At 70.9% G+C, this 20,649-nt stretch carries 19 protein-coding genes and 2 tRNA genes; 10 read left to right on the forward strand and 11 right to left on the reverse strand.

All coding sequences use genetic code 11. The annotated features are described in order from the left end of the window. Positions 1 to 816, reverse strand: a complete 816-nt coding sequence (locus KUM03_RS09045; RefSeq protein WP_217246509.1) for an SOS response-associated peptidase — start codon at positions 814 to 816, stop codon at positions 1 to 3. Positions 817 to 866: 50 nt separating this feature from the next. On the opposite strand from KUM03_RS09045, the gene KUM03_RS09050 reads away from it, so the two are divergent. The 4 genes from KUM03_RS09050 (at position 867) to KUM03_RS09065 (ending at position 4,533) form a co-directional block, all read left to right on the forward strand. Further along, positions 867 to 1,589 (forward strand): M50 family metallopeptidase, encoded by a 723-nt coding sequence (locus KUM03_RS09050; protein ID WP_217246510.1) that lies wholly within the window; start codon positions 867 to 869, stop codon positions 1,587 to 1,589. A gap of 132 nt (positions 1,590 to 1,721) precedes the next feature. Then, the gene (gene aroA / locus KUM03_RS09055; protein WP_217246511.1) at positions 1,722 to 3,038 is read left to right on the forward strand and encodes a 3-phosphoshikimate 1-carboxyvinyltransferase; all 1,317 of its coding nucleotides are present in this window, start codon (positions 1,722 to 1,724) and stop codon (positions 3,036 to 3,038) included. Between the two features lie 12 nt (positions 3,039 to 3,050). Next, a complete protein-coding gene (gene rsgA / locus KUM03_RS09060) occupies positions 3,051 to 4,064 on the forward strand; it encodes a ribosome small subunit-dependent GTPase A (RefSeq protein WP_217246512.1) in 1,014 nt (337 codons plus the stop codon). A 145-nt stretch (positions 4,065 to 4,209) separates the two neighbouring features. Further along, entirely contained in the window at positions 4,210 to 4,533 is a 324-nt protein-coding gene (locus KUM03_RS09065) for a multidrug efflux SMR transporter (RefSeq protein WP_217246513.1), read from the forward strand. Positions 4,534 to 4,549: 16 nt separating this feature from the next. Here the strand turns inward: KUM03_RS09065 and KUM03_RS09070 are convergent, their stop codons facing one another. After that, positions 4,550 to 5,161, reverse strand: coding sequence for a TetR/AcrR family transcriptional regulator (locus KUM03_RS09070; RefSeq protein WP_217246514.1), 612 nt, complete (start codon positions 5,159 to 5,161; stop codon positions 4,550 to 4,552). A 363-nt stretch (positions 5,162 to 5,524) separates the two neighbouring features. Between KUM03_RS09070 and hisN the strand changes: the two genes are divergently transcribed. Next, positions 5,525 to 6,325, forward strand: coding sequence for a histidinol-phosphatase (gene hisN / locus KUM03_RS09075; RefSeq protein WP_217246515.1), 801 nt, complete (start codon positions 5,525 to 5,527; stop codon positions 6,323 to 6,325). A 131-nt stretch (positions 6,326 to 6,456) separates the two neighbouring features. After that, positions 6,457 to 6,858 carry a cyclic nucleotide-binding/CBS domain-containing protein gene (locus tag KUM03_RS09080; RefSeq protein WP_217246516.1) on the forward strand — a complete coding sequence of 134 codons (402 nt, stop codon included), beginning with the start codon at positions 6,457 to 6,459 and terminating at the stop codon, positions 6,856 to 6,858. A gap of 98 nt (positions 6,859 to 6,956) precedes the next feature. Here KUM03_RS09080 and KUM03_RS09085 read toward each other — a convergent pair whose 3' ends face one another. Beyond that, positions 6,957 to 8,408 carry a catalase gene (locus KUM03_RS09085; RefSeq protein WP_217246517.1) on the reverse strand — a complete coding sequence of 484 codons (1,452 nt, stop codon included), beginning with the start codon at positions 8,406 to 8,408 and terminating at the stop codon, positions 6,957 to 6,959. A gap of 144 nt (positions 8,409 to 8,552) precedes the next feature. On the opposite strand from KUM03_RS09085, the gene KUM03_RS09090 reads away from it, so the two are divergent. After that, positions 8,553 to 8,969, forward strand: coding sequence for a Fur family transcriptional regulator (locus KUM03_RS09090; protein ID WP_217246518.1), 417 nt, complete (start codon positions 8,553 to 8,555; stop codon positions 8,967 to 8,969). 108 nt (positions 8,970 to 9,077) lie between these two features. Here KUM03_RS09090 and KUM03_RS09095 read toward each other — a convergent pair. From KUM03_RS09095 to KUM03_RS09110, 4 genes are all read right to left on the reverse strand, one after another. Further along, positions 9,078 to 9,151 (reverse strand) — tRNA-Met (locus KUM03_RS09095). Between the two features lie 239 nt (positions 9,152 to 9,390). Further along, positions 9,391 to 11,199: a tetratricopeptide repeat protein gene (locus tag KUM03_RS09100; protein ID WP_374225285.1), complete on the reverse strand. Its 1,809-nt coding sequence runs from the start codon at positions 11,197 to 11,199 to the stop codon at positions 9,391 to 9,393. A gap of 240 nt (positions 11,200 to 11,439) precedes the next feature. Beyond that, positions 11,440 to 11,513: transfer RNA gene (locus tag KUM03_RS09105), tRNA-Met, on the reverse strand. 75 nt (positions 11,514 to 11,588) lie between these two features. Further along, on the reverse strand, positions 11,589 to 14,582 hold the full coding sequence (locus tag KUM03_RS09110; RefSeq protein ID WP_217246672.1) for a UPF0182 family protein: 2,994 nt from the start codon (positions 14,580 to 14,582) through the stop codon (positions 11,589 to 11,591). Between the two features lie 164 nt (positions 14,583 to 14,746). On the opposite strand from KUM03_RS09110, the gene KUM03_RS09115 reads away from it, so the two are divergent. Then, a complete protein-coding gene (locus tag KUM03_RS09115; protein WP_217246520.1) occupies positions 14,747 to 15,289 on the forward strand; it encodes a PPA1309 family protein in 543 nt (180 codons plus the stop codon). A 27-nt stretch (positions 15,290 to 15,316) separates the two neighbouring features. Here KUM03_RS09115 and KUM03_RS09120 read toward each other — a convergent pair whose 3' ends face one another. The 4 genes from KUM03_RS09120 to KUM03_RS09135 form a co-directional block, all read right to left on the reverse strand. Next, on the reverse strand, positions 15,317 to 16,411 hold the full coding sequence (locus tag KUM03_RS09120; RefSeq protein WP_217246521.1) for a PDZ domain-containing protein: 1,095 nt from the start codon (positions 16,409 to 16,411) through the stop codon (positions 15,317 to 15,319). 49 nt (positions 16,412 to 16,460) lie between these two features. Beyond that, complete coding sequence (locus tag KUM03_RS09125; protein WP_217246522.1) at positions 16,461 to 16,625, reverse strand: hypothetical protein; 165 nt, start codon at positions 16,623 to 16,625, stop codon at positions 16,461 to 16,463. Between the two features lie 121 nt (positions 16,626 to 16,746). Continuing rightward, positions 16,747 to 17,208 (reverse strand): molybdenum cofactor biosynthesis protein MoaE, encoded by a 462-nt coding sequence (locus KUM03_RS09130; RefSeq protein ID WP_217246523.1) that lies wholly within the window; start codon positions 17,206 to 17,208, stop codon positions 16,747 to 16,749. Between the two features lie 129 nt (positions 17,209 to 17,337). Next, positions 17,338 to 18,459 (reverse strand): SDR family oxidoreductase, encoded by a 1,122-nt coding sequence (locus KUM03_RS09135; RefSeq protein WP_073724366.1) that lies wholly within the window; start codon positions 18,457 to 18,459, stop codon positions 17,338 to 17,340. Positions 18,460 to 18,651: 192 nt separating this feature from the next. Here KUM03_RS09135 and KUM03_RS09140 point away from each other — a divergent pair, with 192 nt between their 5' ends. After that, positions 18,652 to 20,106: a zinc-dependent metalloprotease gene (locus tag KUM03_RS09140; protein WP_217246524.1), complete on the forward strand. Its 1,455-nt coding sequence runs from the start codon at positions 18,652 to 18,654 to the stop codon at positions 20,104 to 20,106. Further along, positions 20,103 to 20,618 carry an NUDIX hydrolase gene (locus KUM03_RS09145; RefSeq protein ID WP_217246525.1) on the forward strand — a complete coding sequence of 172 codons (516 nt, stop codon included), beginning with the start codon at positions 20,103 to 20,105 and terminating at the stop codon, positions 20,616 to 20,618. Before KUM03_RS09140 ends, KUM03_RS09145 begins: the two co-directional genes overlap by 4 nt. Positions 20,619 to 20,649 lie beyond the last annotated feature (31 nt).

The following is a 20,649-nucleotide window of genomic DNA, read 5'->3' on the forward strand; positions in this document are numbered from 1 at the left end:
TCAGAAGAGTGTGCCCTCTTCGGGGCCCTCCAGCTCCTTCAGCAGCTCCGGCCCGTTGTTGCGGACGTTGCTCACGGCCGTGGAGACGGGGAACGCGCGCATCAGTCCGGCGGGCGGGGGCGTGAGGAGGGAGGTCAGCTCGTCGGGGTCGGTGCGCGCCGGGTCGAGCCAGTCGTCCCAGCGGTCCGGCGTGAGCATCAGCGGCATCCGGGGGTGGATGTCGGTGAGGGCGTGCGGACCGTCGGCGGGGGCCACGGCGAGCGGCGTGGTCTCCGCCTCCGTGGTGATCACCGAGCAGGTCACCCACCAGGCCTGGGGGTGGTCGTCGGGCAGGGTCTTGTCCCGCCAGAACTCGTACAGACCGGCCATCGCGAAGACCGTGCCGTCGGCCGGGGTCACGAAGTAGGGCTGCTTCCGCGGGCGCTTCTTGCGGCCCTCCACCTCCAGGTCGCGCTCCTGCTTGCCGGTGACCCACTCGTAGTAGCCGTCGGCGGGCAGGATGCAGCGCCGACTGCTGAAGGCGCGGCGGTAGGAGGGCTTCTCGTGGACGGTCTCCGCGCGGGCGTTGATCATCCGGGCGCCGCCCTCGGGCGTCTTGGCCCAGGACGGGACGAGCCCCCACTTCAGCTTCCGCAGCTGGCGAACCGGCTTCGGGTCCTCGACGTCTTTCAGAGGACGGTCCAGGACGGCGTAGACCTCCTTGGTGGGGGCCACGTTGTAGTCGGGCTCCAAGGTCTCCTTGGGCTCCCACTTCTCGATCTCGAAGATTCCCGCGAGATCCTCGGGTCGACGACTCGCCGCATACCGTCCGCACATACGTGCCACACTGCCAGACCCCGCGTTCTCACGAGGAGCCCCCGCCCGAAATGGACCACCTCGCAACGGCCTCGCTCGCCTCCCTCTGGGACGAGGTCTCCGGCACCCAGCCCGATCCCGACCTGTGGGTGGTGATCGCCACCCTGGTCGCCGCGCTCGCCGTCGTGGTGCCGCACGGGCTGTGGCGGATAGCGCGCAACGCCATCACCATCGCCCACGAGGGCGGTCACGGGCTGGTGGCGCTGCTGACCGGGCGTACGCTGACCGGCATCACGCTGCACTCCGACACCAGCGGCCTCACCGTCAGCCGCGGCAAGCCGCACGGGCTCGGGATGATCCTCACCGCGGTGGCCGGCTACACCGCTCCCCCGCTGCTGGGTCTTGGCGGGGCCGCGCTGCTGGCCTCGGGTCGCATCACGCTGCTGCTGTGGCTGGCGACGGCGCTGCTCGTCGCGCTGCTGGTGATGGTCCGCAACGCGTACGGGGTGCTGACGGTGGTGCTGACCGGCGGCACGTTCGTCCTGGTGTCGTGGCTGGCGGGCCCGCAGGTGCAGGCGGCGTTCGCCTACGCGGTGGTCTGGTTCCTGCTGCTGGGCGGAGTGCGGCCGGCGTTCGAGCTGCAGGCCAAGCGGGCGCGGGGCGGCGCCGGTGACTCGGACGCGGACCAGTTGTCCCGGCTGACGCACGCGCCGGCCGGGGTGTGGTTCTTCCTGTTCCACGCGGTGTCGCTGTGCTCGCTGATCGGCGGGGGGCGCTGGCTGCTGGAGCTGTGACGCCCGGGCGCCCTCTTGCGGGCGCAGTGGTCGGCGCATATATGCACGGCAAGTGCACTGTCGCGATTTCGGTGCGGTTTCGACGCTTTTGATCAAGATCTCCGGTCGCGTTCAGCCATTAAAGTGGGGCCCATGACCGTGAACCCCGCGCACACCGCCCTCTGGCCCGCCCCGCACGCGAGCGGAGCCGTCGACGCGACCGTCCACGTGCCGGGGTCCAAATCGGTCACCAACCGCGCCCTGGTGCTGGCCGCCCTCGCCTCCGAGCCCGGCTGGCTGCGCCGCCCGCTGCGCTCCCGCGACACCGTGCTGATGGCGGAGGCGTTGCGCGCGATGGGCGTCGAGATCGAGGAGGGCGTCGGTCCGGACGGCACCGGCGAGTTCTGGCGGGTCATCCCGGCGGGCCTGCGCGGCCCGGCCACGGTCGACGTCGGCAACGCCGGCACGGTCATGCGCTTCCTGCCGCCGGTCGCCACCCTGGCCGACGGCGCCATCCGCTTCGACGGCGATCCGCGTTCGTACGAGCGTCCCCTGCACGGCGTGATCGACGCGCTGCGCGCCCTGGGCGCCCGCATCGACGACGACGCGCGCGGCGCGCTCCCGATGACCGTGCACGGCGGCGGCGCCCTGGAGGGCGGGCCGGTCGAGATCGACGCGTCGTCGTCCTCGCAGTTCGTCAGCGCCCTGCTGCTGTCCGGCCCGCGCTTCAACCAGGGCGTCGAGGTCCGCCACACCGGCTCCGCCCTGCCGTCCATGCCGCACATCCGCATGACCGTCGACATGCTGCGCGCGGTCGGCGCCCAGGTCGACACCCCGGAGTCCGGCGGCGAGCCCAACGTCTGGCGGGTCACGCCGGGCGCGCTGCTCGGCCGGGACCTCACCGTCGAGCCGGACCTGTCCAACGCCCAGCCGTTCCTGGCGGCGGCGCTCGTGACCGGCGGCAAGGTCCTGATCCCCGACTGGCCGTCCCGCACCACCCAGCCCGGCGACCGGCTCCGCGAGATCTTCACCGAGATGGGCGGTTCCTGCGAACTGACGGACTACGGTCTCGTCTTCACCGGTTCGGGCGCCGTGCACGGCATCGACGTGGACCTCGGCGAGGTCGGCGAGCTGACCCCGGGCATCGCCGCCGTCGCCGCCCTCGCGGACTCGCCCTCCACCCTGCGGGGGGTGGCGCACCTGCGCCTGCACGAGACGGACCGCCTGGCCGCGCTCACCAAGGAGATCAACGAGCTGGGCGGCGACGTCACCGAGACCGCCGACGGCCTGCACATCCGCCCGCGCCCGCTGCACGGCGGCGTCTTCCACACCTACGAGGACCACCGCATGGCCACCGCCGGCGCGGTCATCGGCCTCGCGGTCGAGGGCGTGGAGATCGAGAACGTGGCGACGACGGCCAAGACGCTGCCCGAATTCCCCGACCTGTGGACCGGGATGCTCGGGGCGTAGGGACGGATCGCCATGCGCCGCTACGGCAAGCACACCGACGAGGACGACATCCGCTCCCGCCCCAACCGCAAGGGCAACCGTCCGCGCACCCACACCCGCCCCAAGCACGAGGACGCCGCCGAGGGCCTGGTCCTGACCGTGGACCGGGGCCGCCTGACCTGCCTCGTCGAGGACCGGATCGTCATGGCGATGAAGGCCCGCGAACTGGGCCGCAAGGCGGCGATCGTCGGCGACCGGGTGGCGCTGGTCGGCGACCTCACCGGCAAGAAGGACACCCTCGCGCGCATCGTCCGCATCGAGGAACGCACCTCCGTCCTGCGCCGCACGGCGGACGACGACGACCCGTACGAGCGCGTCGTCGTCGCCAACGCCGACCAGCTCGCCATCGTCACGGCCCTCGCCGACCCGGAGCCACGCCCCCGCCTCATCGACCGCTGCCTGGTCGCGGCGTTCGACGGCGGCCTCACGCCGCTGCTGGTGATGACCAAGTCGGACCTCGCCCCGCCCGACGAACTCCTGGAGCTGTACGGCGCGTTGGACATCCCGTACGTCGTCACCAGCCGCGAGGAGCTGGAGAACGGCGCGGCGGCCGACCTCGTACGAGAACACCTGGACGGCAGGATCACGGCCTTCGTCGGCCACTCCGGCGTCGGCAAGACGACCCTCGTGAACACGCTGGTGCCCGAGGACCGCCGTCGCGTGACGGGCCACGTCAACGCGGTGACCGGCCGCGGCCGGCACACGACGACCTCGGCCCTCGCCCTCCCCCTGTCCTCCGAGGCGGGCGGCTGGGTCGTGGACACCCCGGGCGTACGGTCGTTCGGGCTCGCGCACATCGACCCGTCCCGAGTGATCAACGCCTTCCCCGACCTGGTGCCCGGCACCGAGGGCTGCCCGCGCGCGTGCAGCCACGACGAGCCCGACTGCGCGCTGGACGCGTGGGTCGCCGAGGGGCACGCCGACCCGGCCCGGCTGTACTCGCTGCGCCGGCTGCTCTCCACCCGGGAACGGAAGGAAGGCGACTGACGTTCGCGTTGTTCGCCGTACTGACCTTCGCGTTGTTTGCCGCGCGTTGGGACCGGTAAGGGCATAATCGCACCAAGCCGGATGCAAGCCTGAGCAAAACCGGACGCAGCGGTCACGGTACGACGGGACTACGGGAGGACATGACATGGCGTGGCTGCTGGTCATAGTGGCCGGGGTGCTCGAAACCGGTTTCGCCGTCTGCCTGAAGCTGTCGCACGGCTTCACCCGCCTCTGGCCCACCGTCGCCTTCTGCGTGTTCGCGCTGGGCAGCTTCGGTCTGCTGACCATGTCGCTGAAGAAGCTCGACGTCGGTCCGGCGTACGCGGTGTGGACCGGCATCGGCGCGGCGGGCACCGCCATCTACGGCATGATCTTCCTCGGCGACCTGGTCTCCACGCTGAAGATCGTCTCGATCAGCCTGGTCATCATCGGCGTGATCGGGCTGCAGTTGTCGGGCTCGGCGCACTGATCACCCGACGTCGGCGTCAGGACGCCAACTGGCGCGGCAGGACGGTGCGTACGAGTTCCGCCACGCCGCCCGAGCCTGGCGGGGCCGCGACGCAGGACAGGGCGAGGCGTACGGCCAGTTCGCAGGAGCGGGCCAGGTCAACGGTGTCCGGTGAGGGGTCGCCGTTCAGGGCGGCGACGGCGCGGTCGCGGACCAGAGCGACGAAGTCGCGGGGCGAGGGCAGCGGCCCGTCGGCCCGGCGCTGGGCCGGCACGACGGACGAGGACGGCACCGCCGTCAGGGGCGGGGCGGGCAGCCGCTCGCTCCAGCATCCGGTGAGCATCGCCCGGACCAGAGCGTTGTCGCGGGCGACGGAGACGGTCCACTCGGCGGTCGCGGTGAGCCGGTCACGGCGGGCGCCGGGGCCGCCACCGGCGAGCGCGCGCTCCACGCCGGCCAGGTACCCGTCCGCCTCCCTGCGGACGAGCGCCCGGGCGAGGCCCTCCTTGCTGCCGAACTCGTTGTAGAGCGTCTGCCGGGACACCCCGGCCGCCGCCGCCACGTCCACCATCCGCACGGCGGACCAGGGCCGACGCTCCAGGGCCAGGTAAGCGGCATTGAGCAGGGACTCCCGGGCTGCAGGCACCATCGCCTCCTCGGGCCGAGCGACTTGCCGCCCAGATTTGACGGGTATGCGCCCACTGTCAAGCCCCTTCGCACGCCCCGCCACCGCCCCAGCTGCGGGCAGTCGTGCCTCCCCCAGTGCCTGAACGGCCTGGGAGGTACCCCCAGGGCGGCACGGGTGGGCGGTGGGGGCACCTCCCGCTCGAGCGGAGCCGAGAGTGGGGGAGGCACCCCGCAGCGCCGGGTTGCGCACCCACCCCCGGCCCGCACCGACGCCGCGCGCCCTCCGCAGCCAGCCTCACCAACCCGATCGCGCCCCCGACAACCTCGCCACGCCCGCCAAACCCCTGGTAGCCCCTCCCCACCCCCGCCAGATACCGTGACCCGCATGCCCGACTACCTCGACGACCTCCGCCTCGCCCACGTCCTCGCGGACGCCGCCGACGCCGCGACGATGGACCGCTTCAAGGCCCTCGACCTCAAGGTCGAGACCAAGCCGGACATGACCCCGGTGAGTGAAGCGGACAAGGCCGCCGAGGAACTGATCCGCGGTCACCTCGCCCGAGCCCGCCCACGCGACGCCGTCCTCGGCGAGGAGTACGGCACCGAGGGCACCGGCCCCCGCCGCTGGATCATCGACCCGATCGACGGCACCAAGAACTACGTCCGCGGCGTCCCCGTCTGGGCCACCCTCATCTCCCTGATGGAAGCGGGCGAGGGCGGCTACCAGCCCGTCGTCGGCCTCGTCTCCGCTCCCGCCCTCGGCCGCCGCTGGTGGGCGGTGAAGGACCACGGCGCGTTCACCGGCCGCAGCCTGACCTCGGCCTCCCGGCTCCGTGTCTCCCAGGTCTCGACCCTCTCCGACGCCTCCTTCGCGTACTCCTCGCTCAGCGGCTGGGAGGAACAGGGCCGGCTCGACGGCTTCCTGGACCTGACCCGCGAGGTCTGGCGCACCCGCGCGTACGGCGACTTCTGGCCGTACATGATGGTGGCCGAGGGCTCGGTCGACATCTGCGCCGAACCCGAGCTCTCCCTCTGGGACATGGCCGCGAACGCGATCATCGTCACGGAGGCCGGCGGCACCTTCACCGGCCTCGACGGCCGCCCCGGCCCGCACAGCGGCAACGCGGCCGCGTCGAACGGCCGGCTCCACGACGAGCTGCTCGGCTACCTCAACCAGCGCTACTGATCCCCCTCAACGCCCTCCGACCGCCCTCTTGTTGACCCGCCCTTTACCTGCCACTCTGAGAGTCCCCACACTTGTGAACTTGTGAATCCATGAACTAACTCATGGATCACCGGCAGGAGGTGGCTCCACCCATGCTCGTCCGCGAAGCCATGAGCACGGTCGTCCTCACCATCGGCCCAGCCCACACCCTCCGCCAGGCCGCCGCGCTGATGGCCGCGCGCCGCGTCGGCGCGGCGGTCGTCCACGACCCCGACGCCGGCGGCATCGGCATCCTCACCGAACGCGACGTCCTGATCTCCGTGGGCCTCGGCCAGGACCCCGACACCGAGCGCGCCCACGCCCACACCACCACCGACGTCGTGTTCGCCTCGCCGTCCTGGACCGTGGAGGAGGCCGCCCGGGCGATGGCACACGGCGGCTTCCGCCACCTGATCGTCCTCGAGCGCGGCGAGCCCGCCGGCATCGTCTCGGTCCGCGACATCATCCGCTGCTGGGCCCCGGCCCGGGAGAGGACGCAACGCGTACCGGCCTGACGCTCCGCACCCGGCACCCGGAACGCGAAGCGGGCCGGAACCCCCGTCCCCGGGGATTCCGGCCCGCCGCCACGACAAGCGGTCCAGTGCTGGATGTGTCAGCCGCGCAGGGCCTGGACCGCGGCCTCCAGCCGCTTGCCGAAGTCACCGTCGGCCTGACGGAAGTTGTTGACCGCGCGCTCGATGATGTCGTCGCGCGAGACGCCGGAGAGGGCGCCGGCCAGGTTGTTGATCAGCCGCTCCTTCTCGTCGTCCGTCATCAGCCGGTAGAGGTTGCCCGCCTGGACGAAGTCGTTGTCCTCGGCGTGCGACGGAGTCGCGGTCTCGCCGGTGACACCGGAGACTGCGACCGGCTGCCACAGGGGCTTGTCCGTCTGGAACGGGCCGCCGAAGCTGTTCGGCTCGTAGTTCTTCGCACCCTTGTGCCGACCGTCGTACAGGTAGCCGTCACGGGAGTTGGTGCGCGCCTCGGTGGCGTGCGGACGGTTCACCGGCAGGTGGTCGGCGTTGATGCCGACGCGGTAGCGGTGGGCGTCGCCGTACCCGAACAGTCGGCCCTGGAGCATCTTGTCCGGGGACGGGCCGATGCCGGGCACGAAGTGCGCCGGGGAGAAGATCGACTGCTCGACCTCGGCGAAGACGTTCTCCGGGTTGCGGTTGAGCTCCAGCTTGCCGAACCAGACGATCGGGTAGTCCGCGTGCGGCCACACCTTGGTCAGGTCGAACGGGTTGAAGCGGTACGTCGCGGCCTCGGCGACGGGCATGATCTGCACGCCGACGGTCCAGGACGGGAACTCGCCCCGCTCGATGGCCTGGCGCAGGTCGCGCTGGTGCGAGTCGGGGTCCTCACCGGCGAGCTTGTCGGCCTCGGCCTGCGTGAGGGTCTTGATGCCCTGGTCGGTCTTGAAGTGGTACTTGACCCAGAAGGCCTCGCCGGCCTCGTTGTTCCACTGGAAGGTGTGCGAGCCGAAGCCGTCCATGTGGCGGTACGACGCGGGGATGCCGCGGTCGCCGAACAGCCAGGTCACCTGGTGCGTCGACTCGGGCGACAGGCCCCAGAAGTCCCAGACGTTGTCCATCTCCGTCGAGCCCGTGTACGGGTCGCGCTTCTGGGTGTGGATGAAGTCCGGGAACTTGATGGCGTCCCGGATGAAGAACACCGGGGTGTTGTTGCCGACGAGGTCGTAGTTGCCCTCTTCGGTGTAGAACTTCAGCGCGAAGCCGCGCGGGTCGCGGACGGCGTCCGCCGCACCCAGGTTGCCGGCCACGGTCGAGAAGCGGAGGAAGGTCTCCGTCTCCTTGCCGACCTCGGACAGGAACTTCGCCCGGGTGTACTTGGTGACATCGGCGGTGACCGTGAAGGTGCCGTAGGCGCCGGCGCCACGGGCGTGCACGACACGCTCCGGGATGCGCTCACGGTTGAAGTGGGCCAGCTTCTCGAGGAGGAGCTGGTCCTGGACGAGCACGGGGCCGCCGACGCCCGCGGTCTCGCTGTTCTGGTTGTCGGCTACCGGAGCACCGGCCTCCGTAGTAAGCGGTCCCTGAGTCACGTACGCCTCCTGCGCCAATCCTGCAAAACCTGTCCCTTGGCTAATGCCGGTACCGATCCTACAATGGACATTGTCTAAGTCAAGTAAGACTCCAAAGTCACACACGTTCGGGACCTGGTCCCCCTTGCTGTTAGGCTGGTGCGTATGAGTGACCTACTGGAACGGCTGCGTGGACGCGGCTGGCGCATGACCGCGCAGCGGCGCGTCGTGGCCGAGGTCCTCGACGGCGAACACGTCCACCTGACGGCCGACGAGGTGCACGCCCGCGCCGTGGGCAAGCTCCCGGAGATCTCCCGGGCGACCGTCTACAACACTCTGGGCGAGCTGGTCACGCTCGGCGAGGTGCTGGAAGTCGCGACGGACAAGCGCGCCAAGCGCTACGACCCGAACGCGCACCGGCCGCACCACCATCTGGTCTGCGCCCAGTGCGGCGCGATCCGCGACGTGCACCCGACCGGCAATCCGCTCTCCGACCTCCCTGACTCGGAGCGCTTCGGCTTCACCGTCTCGGACGTCGAGGTGACGTACCGCGGCACCTGCCCGAACTGCGCGGCGGCGTAAGCCCTCGCACGAAAGCCCCGGCACCGATGGGCGCCGGGGCTTTTCGCGTGGGCACCACCAACGCACCGAGGGCCGGAACCCTTTCGGATTCCGGCCCTCGGCCTTCAGTAGCGGGGACAGGATTTGAACCTGCGACCTCTGGGTTATGAGCCCAGCGAGCTACCGAGCTGCTCCACCCCGCGGCGATGAATGAAACATTACGTCAACCCCACGACCAGAAGCAAATCGCCTTAGCCGCCCTAGCTACGGGCAGCCGCGCCACCCTAGCTGCGAGCAGTCGCGCCTCCGTAGCTGCGGGCAGTCGTGCCGCTGGGGCGGCACGGGTGGGCGCAGCGGCACCCCGCCACGCCGGGCCGCGACACCCACCCCCGGCCCACGCCCTCACCGGCGAGCCCGCAACCCGCCCCAGCCCAGCGCAGCGTCACGCCGACAACTCCTGCCGCAACGCATCCCGCAGCCGAGCCGCCCGCTCTCCCACTTCCCGCGGCCCCAGCGACACCGCCCGTTCGGCCCACCGCTGCCCCTCCGCGAGCTCCCCCCGCCGCGCGCACACCAGCGCCAGCCGCAGCGCCGCCCGCCCGTGCCCGGCGTCGGCGGCCCGCCGCCACCACACGACGGCCTCCGGTTCGCTTCCCTCCCGGGCCAGCAGCAGCCCCAGGTTGAACGCGCCGTTGCGCGACCCGGCCTCGGCGGCCTCCCGGTACCACCGCGCCGCCTCCACCACGTCACCCCGCGCCGCGGCCATCATCCCGACCCGCACCTGGGCCCGCCGGTGCCCCTGGGAGGCCGCCCGCTCGTACCACTCCTCGCACTCGGATTTCTCCTGCTCCGGCTCACCGAGCTCGTGCTCGGGCGCCGGCGGCCGGCGCGCGTCGAGCACCGTCGCCAGCCGGTACGCGGCCTCGGCGCTGCCGCCGCCGGCCGCACACCGCAGGAACCGTTCGGCCTCGCGCTCGTCGCCGTCGCGCAGGCGCGCCATCCCCACCTGCAGTGCCGCTTCCGTGTGCCCGGCGGAGGCGGCCCGCTCGTACCAGCGCAGCGCCGCCCGCTCCTCGCCCCGCCCGGCGTGCAGGATGCCGAGGTTGAAGGCGGCGTCGACGCTGCCCGCCTCGGCGGCCTTGGAGAACCAGGGCTCGGCACCCGTCTCGTCCCCGGCCCGCAGCAGCAGGATCGCGAGCGCGTTGGACGCCTCCCGGTGCCCGGCGTACGCGGCCCGCCGGTACCACTGCTCGGCCTGCGTGGTGCGGCCCTGGTCGGCGCAGAGGAGCCCCAGGTTGTACGCCCCGTTGTCGTCCCCGGCGTCCATCGCGGCGCGGTACCAGCGTTCGGCGGTCTGGGTCTCGCCGCGCTCCGCGTGCAGCGCGCCCAGGGCGTTGGCGGCGTTGCCGTCTCCGTCCTGCGCGGCTCGCAGCCACCACACGGCGGCGCTCTCGGTGTCGCCGGCGTCCCGCAGCAGGAAGCCGAGCGCGCAGGCGGCGCGGGCCTCGCCGTCCTTGGCGGACGTCAGGTACCAGCGGCCGGCCTCCTTGAGCTCGCCCCGCCTCTCCAGGATCGTCCCGAGGTGCAGTGCGGCCCGCCGGTGACCGCGTGCGGCGGCCTGGCGGTACCACTGCTCGGCCTCGTCGGCCGTGTCCGTGTCATCTTCATCGCGCCCCCGCCCGGCGCACCGGTCCAGCGTCCGGGCCAGCCGGTACGCGGCCTCCCGGTGCCCGCGCTCGGCCGCGGCCCGCATCCACCGCTCGGCGCCGGCCTCGGCGCCACGGTGTTCCAGCAGGTCGGCGAGTGCGTAGGCGCCGAGAACATGCCCCTGCTCGGCGGACTGGCACAGCCAGTACTCGGCGGCGGGCTCGTCCCCGCGTTCACGGAAGTGGCGCCCCAGCGCGTGGGCGGCCGCGGCGGAACCGGCGACGGCGGCGATCCGCCACCATCCCGCGGCCTCGTCGGCGTAGCCGCGCTGGTGCAGCAGGACACCCAGGTTGTTGGCGGCGGCCCGGTCACCGGCGGCGGTGGCGGCACGCAGGTGGGTCTCGGCTCCGTCGAAGTCGCCGCGGCGCAGCAGCATCGCGCCGAGGACGCTCATCGCCTCGACGTCACCGGCTTCGGCGGCCAGCCTTCGGCGTACTTCCTCGGCGGCCTCGTCGGCGGCTTCCTGAGCCTCGTCCGCGGCCTCCTCCTGATCGGACGGCTGCGCAAAACGCCCTGTCCCGAACAGATTTGCCATGTCCCCCATAACGTCCATCGTCGCACCACCTGCAACCTGGGTACATCCGGTATACCGCAGCCAGTGAGGTCACTTCAGCGTTTTGTCGACATGCCCACAGGGAGACAAGTCAAACACAGATCTCCCCAACTTCCCCTGGCGGCGCGGCCGTCGGGCCCACCGGCACATGCGTTCGCACACCACGAAGGCCCGGATCCCTTAAGGGATCCGGGCCTTCGTGGTCGTTCGCACAAAGCTCACGAACTTCAGTAGCGGGGACAGGATTTGAACCTGCGACCTCTGGGTTATGAGCCCAGCGAGCTACCGAGCTGCTCCACCCCGCGCCGTTGTGTTCACAACCGTATCACGGCGCGGGACGGTCCCTGACCAGCCCTGACGGCCGACGGGGAGCAGCGTGGTCAGCCGGTGTCCGAGCCCGAGCCCGAGCCCCCGGTATCCCCGGTGGGCGTCGCGCTCGGCGTGGACTCGCCTTCCTGGGCCTTGTCCCCGCTCTTGTCGTCACCGTTCTTGTCGCCGGCGCCCTGGTCGGCCTGGGCCTGGGCCTTCTCGGCCCGCTCCAGCGCGTCCTCCAGGTCCTTCTGCGCCTCGGCGTACGCGGCGAGGTCCTTCTGCTCCAGCGCCTTCTGGCCGGCGTCGAAGGCCTTCTGCGCGTCGCTCAGCGCTTCCCGGACCGTCGGGTTGGTGGACGTCGGTGGCGGTTCGGTGGTGTCCTCGCCCTCGTCCGCCGGCGGATCGGTCCCGGCCGCCTGCTCTCCGAAGACCTTGTTGAGAGCCTCGTCGAGGGTGTTCTCGAAGGCGGTGTTGCCGCCGTAGCTCACCAGCACCTTGCGCAGCAGTGGGTACTTGAGGTCGCCACCGCGCACGTAGACCGGCTCCACGTACAGCAGTCCGCCGTCGAGCGGCACCGTCAGCAGGTTGCCGTACTCGACCTCGGAGTCGCCGCCTCTCAGCAGCCTGATGGTCTCGGCGATGTCCTGCTCCGAGTTCAACTGGCTCTGGACCTGTTTCGGTCCGTTGACGGTCGTGCTCGTCGGCAGTTTCAGGATTCTGATCTTGCCGTAGCCCTCCGTCCCCGCCTCGGCGTCGACCGCCATGAACGCGCTGAGGTTGTCGCGTCCGTTGGGCGTGAACGTCGTCGTCAGCGAGAACGCCTGCTGGTCCTGGTCGGGCATCTTCATGCTCAGGTAGTACGGCGGCACCGCGTCACCCGACTTGTTGGTCGGGTCGTCGGGCACCTGCCACACCTCGCTACCGCTGAGGAACGTGTTGGCGTCCTTCACGTGGTAGCGCGTGAGCAGCTCGCGCTGGACCTTGAACAGGTCCTGCGGGTAGCGCAGGTGCGACATCAGCTCGTCGCTGATCTCGCTCTTGTCCAGGACCGTGTTCGGGAAGGCCTTCATCCAGGTCTTCAGGACCGGGTCCTTCTCGTCCCACTGGTAGAGCTTGACGTCACCGCTGTACGCGTCGACGGTCGCCTTCACGGAGTTGCGGATGTAGTTGACCTGGTTCTGCTGGGCCACCACCGCCCGCTGGTCGTTGGCCGCGGTCAGCGAGTCGGCGGTGGTGTCGCCGAGCGTCGTGCGGGAGGCGTACGGGTAGCCGTTCGTCGTCGTGTAGGCGTCGACGATCCACTGGATACGGCCGTCCACCACCGCCGGGTAGGCGTCGCCGTCGATGGTCAGCCACGGGGCGACCGCCTCGACGCGCTCCTTGGGCGTGCGGTTGTACAGGATCCGCGAACCCTCGCCGATGGCACCGGAGTAGAGGATCTGCGGCTCGCTGAAGGCCGCCGCGTACGCCGCCCGGTTGATCGGGTTGGACAGGTCCACCCCGCCGTCGCCCTTGTAGCTGAAGGTCTTCTCGCCGGAGTCGTCGGAGTAGTCGATCTCCTTCTGGGGACCGCCGACGATCGAGTACGTGTTGGTCTTCTCGCCGTAGTAGATCCGCTGCTCGTACGTGCCGAGGTCGCCCTTGGACGGCAGGTCGGACTCGATGAAGACCGGGCGGCCCTCGGAGTCGACCTCGGTTCCCTTGGCCGCGACCACGCCGTAGCCGTGGGTGTAGCGGAAGTGGTTGTTGATCCAGTTCTTCTTGGGGATGCCGGCCAGGTTCAGCTCGCGCAGGCCGATGACCGTGTCCTGGTCCTTGCCGTCCTTGGAGTAGCGGTCGACGTCCAGGTTGGTCGGGAACGCGTAGTAGTTACGCATCTGCTGGAGCTGCTGGAACGTCGGCGAGATGACGTTCGGGTCCATGATCCGGATGGACGCGGCCTCGTCCACGTCGTCACGGAGCTTGGTCGGGTCCTTGGTCTTGCTGACGCCCGGGTACTCGGTGACCTGGGTGCCCTCGATGCCGTAGGCCTCGCGCGTCGCCTTCAGGTTCTTCTCGACGTACGGCGCTTCCTTGGCCTGCTCGTTCGGCTGGACCTGGAACTTCTGGACCAGTGCCGGGTACAGACCGCCGATGAGGATGGCGGAGAGCACCATCAGCCCGAAGCCGATCACCGGCAGCTGCCAGGTGCGGCGCCACAGGGTCGCGAAGAACAGCAGCGCGCAGATGACGGCGATGCAGAACAGGATCGTCTTGGCCGGCAGATAGGCGTTGGCGTCGACGTACCTGAGGCCGGTCCAGCTGTCGGTCGCCTTGAAGTCGCTGGACTTCACCGCCAGCCCGTACCGGTCGAGCCAGTAGGCGACCGCCTTGAGGGCGACGAAGACACCGATGAGCACCGACAGGTGCCCGGTGGCGGCGGCCGTGGCACGGGCGCCCGGGCTGGTGACGCGCAGCCCGCCGTACAGGTAGTGGGTGAGCGCGGCGGCGATCACCGAGATGATCACGGCCGCGAAGCCGAAGCCGAGCAGGAACCGGTACCAGGGCAGGTCGAAGGCGTAGAAGGAGACGTCCAGCTTGAACTGGGGGTCCTTCTGCCCGAAGGAGACGCCGTTGACCCACATCAGCCAAGTCCGCCACTGACCGGACGCGGAGGCGCCGGCGATGAGGCCGACCAGGGCGGTGATGCCGAGCAGCAGCCACTTCTTGTACGGGGCGATGCCCATCCGGTAACGGTCGAGATTCTGCTGCTCCATCGACATGGCGCTCAGCGGCGGACGCAGCCGGTGTGCCAGCCAGATGTTGAACCCGACGGCGAGCGCCATGAGCAGGCCGAAGACGAAGAAGAGACCGATCTTGGTCCACAGGGTCGTCGTGAAGACCGACGAGTAGTGGACCGACCGGTACCAGAGCCAGTCCGTCCAGAATCCCGCGAACATGGTGAACGCCATGCCGAGCACGGCGAGGACACCAAGTGTCATCAGCAGGGTTCGGACACGCCGGGACGGGCGGCCCACTCTGATCCGCGGCCCCGTCGGGGGGCCTCCGCCGCGGTCCGGCATCTGGAAAGCCAAGGTGCGCACCTCGAAGTTCGCTGTTGATCCGTCAGGCCCTCGGGTTCGTGGGCCCCCCGTGCGCCCCCGTGATCGTGGGCCCACACTTATGCAACTTACTCATCGTTTACTCGGTTCCCGATTCGGGCCAGTAACGAGGCAGGATTGTGACCATGTCCAACACCCCCATGGCAGCGAGCCCCCTCACCCGGGCCGTACTCGAGATCGACGAGTACGTCTCCGGACTCGGCTGGGACCAGCCCGCACGCCTCTTTGCACTTGTCGACACCGCGCGGCTGAGGGCCGATCAGCCCTCACTCGCGGACCGGCTCGGTCTTCAGGACGAGCCGGAGAGCTCCGGCCTGACCCCGATCGAGCAGGACGAGATTCCAACGGACCAGGCGCTCGACGAGTTCCTGGGCACCATCGCCTGGCCGGACGCGGTGGTCGGCTGCGCCCTCGTCGTGGAACGCCTGATGCTGCCGCCGTCCGCCGAGGCCCAGGTCCCGCAGGGCCTGAACGAGGCCAAGCTGGCGCAATGGGTGGCCGAGCACCCGGATCGCCAGGAGGTCCGCATGACGGTCGCGGTGCTGCGCGACGGTGCCCGCGACTCCGCGCTGCGGCTGCGGGAGAAGGACTCCGCCACGGACGTCCTCACCGGCTCCGACCTGGTGCCGGGCCTGGCCCAGGCACTGTCGGCGACCTTCGAGGAGTAGCTCCGGGCGTACGGGCTGTCCGTCCGGTCAGCCCTTCGCGCACGTCGGCAGGTCGTCCGTCTTCCCGGAGCGGATGTCCTCCAGCGCGCCGAGGGCGTCGTCGATGGTGTCCACCTTCACCAGGGTGAGCCCGTCGGGGGTGTCCTCGGCGGCGGCCGCGCAGTTGTCCTTGGGCGTCAGGAAGTACCGGGCGCCCTTGTCACGCGCGCCGATGGTCTTCATCCCGATGCCGCCGATGGGGCCGACCTCGCCGGTGTCGTCGATCGTCCCGGTGCCCGCGACGAACTTGCCGCCGGTGAGGTCGCCCGGCGTGAGCTTGTCGTAGATGCCGAGGGCGAACATCAGACCGGCGCTCGGTCCGCCGACGTCGGCCAGCTTGATGTCGATGGTGAACGGGAACGTGTGGTCGGTCCCGGCGGAGATCCCCACGATGGCGCGCTTCTCACCGCCGTCGTCGGAGGTCGCGGTGGTGACCGTGACCTTCTCCGTCCTGGTGGGCGTCCGGCCCTCCTTCTCCGCGTCGGCCTGCTCCTCGGCGGGCACGATCGTGAAGACGACGTCCTGTCCGGGCTTGTGCTCGGTCACCAGGTCGGCCACGTCGGTGGGCTTCTTGACGGGCGTGCCGTCCACGGCCTTGATCACGTCACCGGCGTGCAGCTTGCCCTCGGACGGGGAGTCCTTGAGCACCGTGGAGACGACCACCCAGGACTTCACGGGGATGTCCAGGGCCTTCAGAGCGGCCACCTTGGCGCTCTCCTGGGACTGGCTGAACTCCTCGGCGTTCTCCTGGGTGGCCTCTTCCTCGGTCTTGCCGTCCGGATAGAGGGTCTCGTGCGGCACCACGCGGTTGTCGTGCGCCAGCCAGCCGTAGACCGCCTCCACGAGGTTCATCTTGTAGTCGGCGCTGGTGACCCGCACGGTGGTCATGTTCAGATGACCACTCGCCTCGTACGTCTTGTGCCCGGAGATCTGCAGCACCGGCTCGCCGTCGTGGTCCCCCAGCGTGTTCACCGTCGGCCCCGGGGACATCTCCGAGTACGGCACGGGGATGAACACACCCGCGCACAGGAGTGCGATGAGCATCAGGGTGGAGGCGAGCATCGTTGCGGTACGGCGTGGCATGGCACGACAGTACGGGACGCGGCTGTCAGAACACCGTCAGGGCGTTCGGTCAGGTTCCGGTGCGGGGACGCTCCATCGCCTCGCGGAAGCGGGCGTACCCGTCGAGTTCCGGGCCGTCGCCACGGATCTTGCGGGTCCGGTTGGCCCAACTGCCCCACAGCCCCGCGCCGACAGCAGCCACAAGCGGAATCAGCAACCAGGCAAGCGCTGCCATGCCGACCTCCCAACCCCATGAGCGTCCGCTACTGACTGATCAGCAGATTAACCTTCCGCAGTGACAACGCTCACGCCGGGGGGTGGGTTACGCAACCGCAGCTTCGGGGGCGGCACCGCTGTCAGCAGGCGCCCACCCACTCCTCGGTGCCGTCGGAGAACGTCTGATGCTTCCAGATCGGCACCTCGTGCTTGAGGTCGTCGATCAGCTTGCGGCAGGCCTCGAAGGCCTCGCCCCGGTGCGGGCAGGACACGGCGACGACCACGGCCAGATCGCCGACCTCCAGATCGCCCACACGGTGGACCGCCGCAAGCGCCCGAACGGGGTACTCCGCGACGACCTTCCCGGCGATGCGTCGCATCTCGGCCTCGGCGCTCGGATGACAGGAGTACCCGAGCCGGTCGACGTCGGTGCCGCCGTCGTGGTTGCGCACGGTCCCCACGAACAGCGCGGTGCCTCCGGCCGCGTCGTCCCCCACGGCCCGGAAGACCTCGTCCACGGAGAGCGGCGTCTCCCGGATGCCGATCAGCTTCACGGGGTCGGGGGCGGCCAGCTCTCCGGGGTGGTCGTTCGTGGTTGCCATACGCCCATCGTGCCCCACGGCACGACGGCGTGGAATAGCGTGATCGCCCGGTACGCGCGCGTACGGCCTTGGAGCCTCCTACAGCGCCGCCGTCCCGGGCGGTGCGCCGGCGGTCCGGCGGCCACCGCGTCAGATCCGGCGCCGGGCCTTCCGCGCCCGCCGCACCACCGCGGCCGCACCCAGCAGCGCCACCGTCGCTCCGGCGGCTCCCGCGGCCGTCGCGTCCTTGCGCCCGAGGCGCCGCCCGGCGACCGTGTGCCGCCCGGAGACCTCCTCCAGCAGCTCCGCCAGCACCTCCTCGTTGGTGTACTTCGGCCGCCAGCCCGCGTCGTGCAGCCGGCTGCCGCTCACCACCCAGGGGTACATCGTGTACGCCAGGTCCCCGGCCGGGGAGGGCGTCAGGCCGATGCGGTGCAGTCGGGCCGCCGCGCCGAGCGCGACCGCCGAGGGCAGCTCCATCCGACGGATGCCGCTGAGCTCCTCGACCTCCTCCTGCTCCAGCCAGCCGTCGCACCCGACGGCCAGCTCACCGTCGGCCTTCTCCAGAACGGCGTACTCCAGGGCGCTGCACAGGTCGTCGACGTGGCAGAACTGCCAGGCCGGCCGCGACCCGGCCACGACGAGCAGCCGGGGCGACTCGAAATACCTGGTCAGCGCGGTGTCCATGCCTCCGACCAGCACCGCGGGGCGGACCACTGTCACATTGAGACCGGGGTGGGCGCGCGGCGCGCGCCGCGCGAGCCGCTCGATCTCCAGCAGGTCGCCGACGCCCGTGGCCTCGGCCGTGGCGCGGAGCTCGGCGTCCTCGGAGAGCGGCAGCTCGTTGTCCGGGAGGGCGCCGTAGACCATGGCCGAGGTGCAGAGCACGACCCGGTGCACGCCGGCCGCCGCGGCGGCGGTCAGGACGGTCTGCGTCCCCCGGACGTTGTAAGCCGTCCGGGCTGCCGCGTCGGTCTCCAGGTCGAGGTCGAGCGCCAGGTGCACGACGACGTCCGCGCCGCGCAGTTTCTCGGCGATGGCCGGGTCCCGCACGTCCAGGACCTGCCACCGCGCCGCCGCGCACTCCCCCCGCCGTTCGTCGATGGCCACGACCTGTCTGACCTCGTCGGACGCGGCCAGCCGCTCGGTGAGCAGCGCCCCGATCCCGGATGCGGCACCGGTGACCGCGACGACGGGTCCGCGCGCGCCGGGGCGTGCGGAACTGGTTGACTGGTTTCGCGCTGCGCGAACCTGCGGATCTGGGGAACTCACCGGGCGTCTCCAGCGGTTGTCTTCAGTACGAGCGCGCTCGACGCGTACGTACCAGGTGGCATCCATCCTGCCGCAGGCCGTCAGTCGGCGAAGCACCGAGGCCCGAACCGCCCCGGGTGTCTACGCTGGGTGGTGAAGTCGGGCAGCCGTGCCGCCGGAAAGAACCGGCGGCCCTACCAGCCGAGGAACCCCGTGAGTGACACCCCATTCGGATTCGGCCTTCCGCCGGAGGAGCCGGACGACGGCGACGAGGGCAAGAAGAAGGACCAGCAGAGCGGCGGTGGTCAGGGACCGGCCAACCCGTTCGGTTTCGGGATGCCCGGAGCCGGAGGCTTTGGCGGCCCCGGCGGCCCGGGCGCGGACAACCCGTTCGCCGCCATGTTCGGTTCCATGAACCCCAACGACCTGGGCGCCGCGTTCCAGCAGCTCGGCCAGATGCTCTCCTACGAGGGCGGCCCGGTGAACTGGGACATGGCCAAGCAGATCGCCCGCCAGACGGTCGCCCAGGGCACGCCGGACGGCACCAAGGACGCCAGCGTCGGCCCCGCCGAGCGCAATGCCGTCCAGGAGGCCGTCCGCCTGGCCGACCTGTGGCTGGACGACGCGACGGCCCTGCCCTCGGGCGCGGGCACCGCGGTGGCGTGGAGCCGCGCGGAGTGGGTCGAGGCGACCCTGCCCGCCTGGCGGGAGCTGGTCGACCCGGTCGCCGAGCGCGTCGGCACCGCCATGGGCGACGTGCTGCCCGAGGAGATGCAGGCCATGGCCGGCCCGCTGATCGGCATGATGCGGTCCATGGGCGGCGCCATGTTCGGCACGCAGATCGGGCAGGCCGTCGGCGTCCTCGCCGGCGAGGTCGTCGGCTCGACCGACGTGGGCCTGCCGCTCGGTCCGGCCGGCAAGGCCGCGCTGCTGCCGGCGAACATCGAGGCCTTCGGCAAGGACCTCGGCGTGTCCCAGGAGGAGGTGCGGCTGTACCTGGCCCTGCGCGAGGCCGCCCACCAGCGCCTCTTCGCGCACGTGCCGTGGCTGCGCTCGCACCTGTTCGGCGCCGTCGACGGCTACGCCCGCGGCATCAAGGTGGACACGGCCAAGCTCGAGGACGTCGTCGGCCAGTTCGACCCGCAGAACCCCGAGCAGCTGCAGGAGGCTCTCCAGCAGGGCATGTTCCAGCCGGAGGACACTCCGGAGCAGAAGGCGGCCCTGGCCCGTCTGGAGACGGCTCTGGCGCTCGTCGAGGGCTGGGTGGACGCGGTGGTGCACGCCGCCGCCAAGCCGCGCCTGTCGTCGGCCGACGCCCTGCGCGAGACGCTGCGCCGCCGTCGCGCCTCCGGCGGCCCGGCGGAGCAGACGTTCGCCACGCTGATCGGCCTGGAGCTGCGCCCGCGCCGCCTGCGCGACGCCTCCCGCCTGTGGGCGTCCCTGACGGACGCGCGCGGTGTCGACGGCCGGGACGGCCTGTGGGCCCACCCGGACATGCTGCCGACCGCGACCGACCTGGACGACCCGGACGGTTTCGTCCACCGCGAGCAGCTCGACTTCTCCGAGCTGGACAAGATGCTCGGTGAGGCGGCGGGCAAGCCCGACCTGAAGAAGAGGGACGAGAAGGGCTCCGACGAGGCCGACGGCAAGGGCGACGACAGCGAGTGAGTCTCCACGACGACGCCGTCCTGGTCCTCAAGGCGTACGAGGGCCAGGACGAGCTGTGCCAGACCTATCTGGACCATCTCGCGACGCACCCGGACGGCATGTGGAAGGCGTGCGGGGACGGGCACATCACGGCGAGCGCCATGGTGATCGACCCGTCCCGCGAGCGGGTCCTGCTGACCCTCCACAAGAAGATGCGCATGTGGCTGCAGATGGGCGGCCACTGCGAGCCGGCCGACGAGACGCTGGCGCGTGCCGCGCTGCGCGAGGCCACGGAGGAGTCCGGCATCGCCGGACTGCATCTGCTCTCCGGCGGTCCCGTGCGGCTGGACCGCCACCACACGCCCTGCGCCTGGCACCTGGACGTCCAGTACGCGGCGCTGGCGCCGGAGGGGGCCGTGGAGGCGATCAGCGAGGAGTCCCTCGACCTGCGCTGGTTCCCCTACGCCGAGGTCGCGGACGTGGCCGACGACTCGGTCGTACGCCTGCTGGAGGCGACCCGCTCCCGCCTGTGACCGGTAAGGGGTGACCGCTTGGCGATCACCC

The sequence above is a fragment of the Streptomyces sp. AC602_WCS936 genome, assembly GCF_019049125.1.
Classification (GTDB): domain Bacteria; phylum Actinomycetota; class Actinomycetes; order Streptomycetales; family Streptomycetaceae; genus Streptomyces.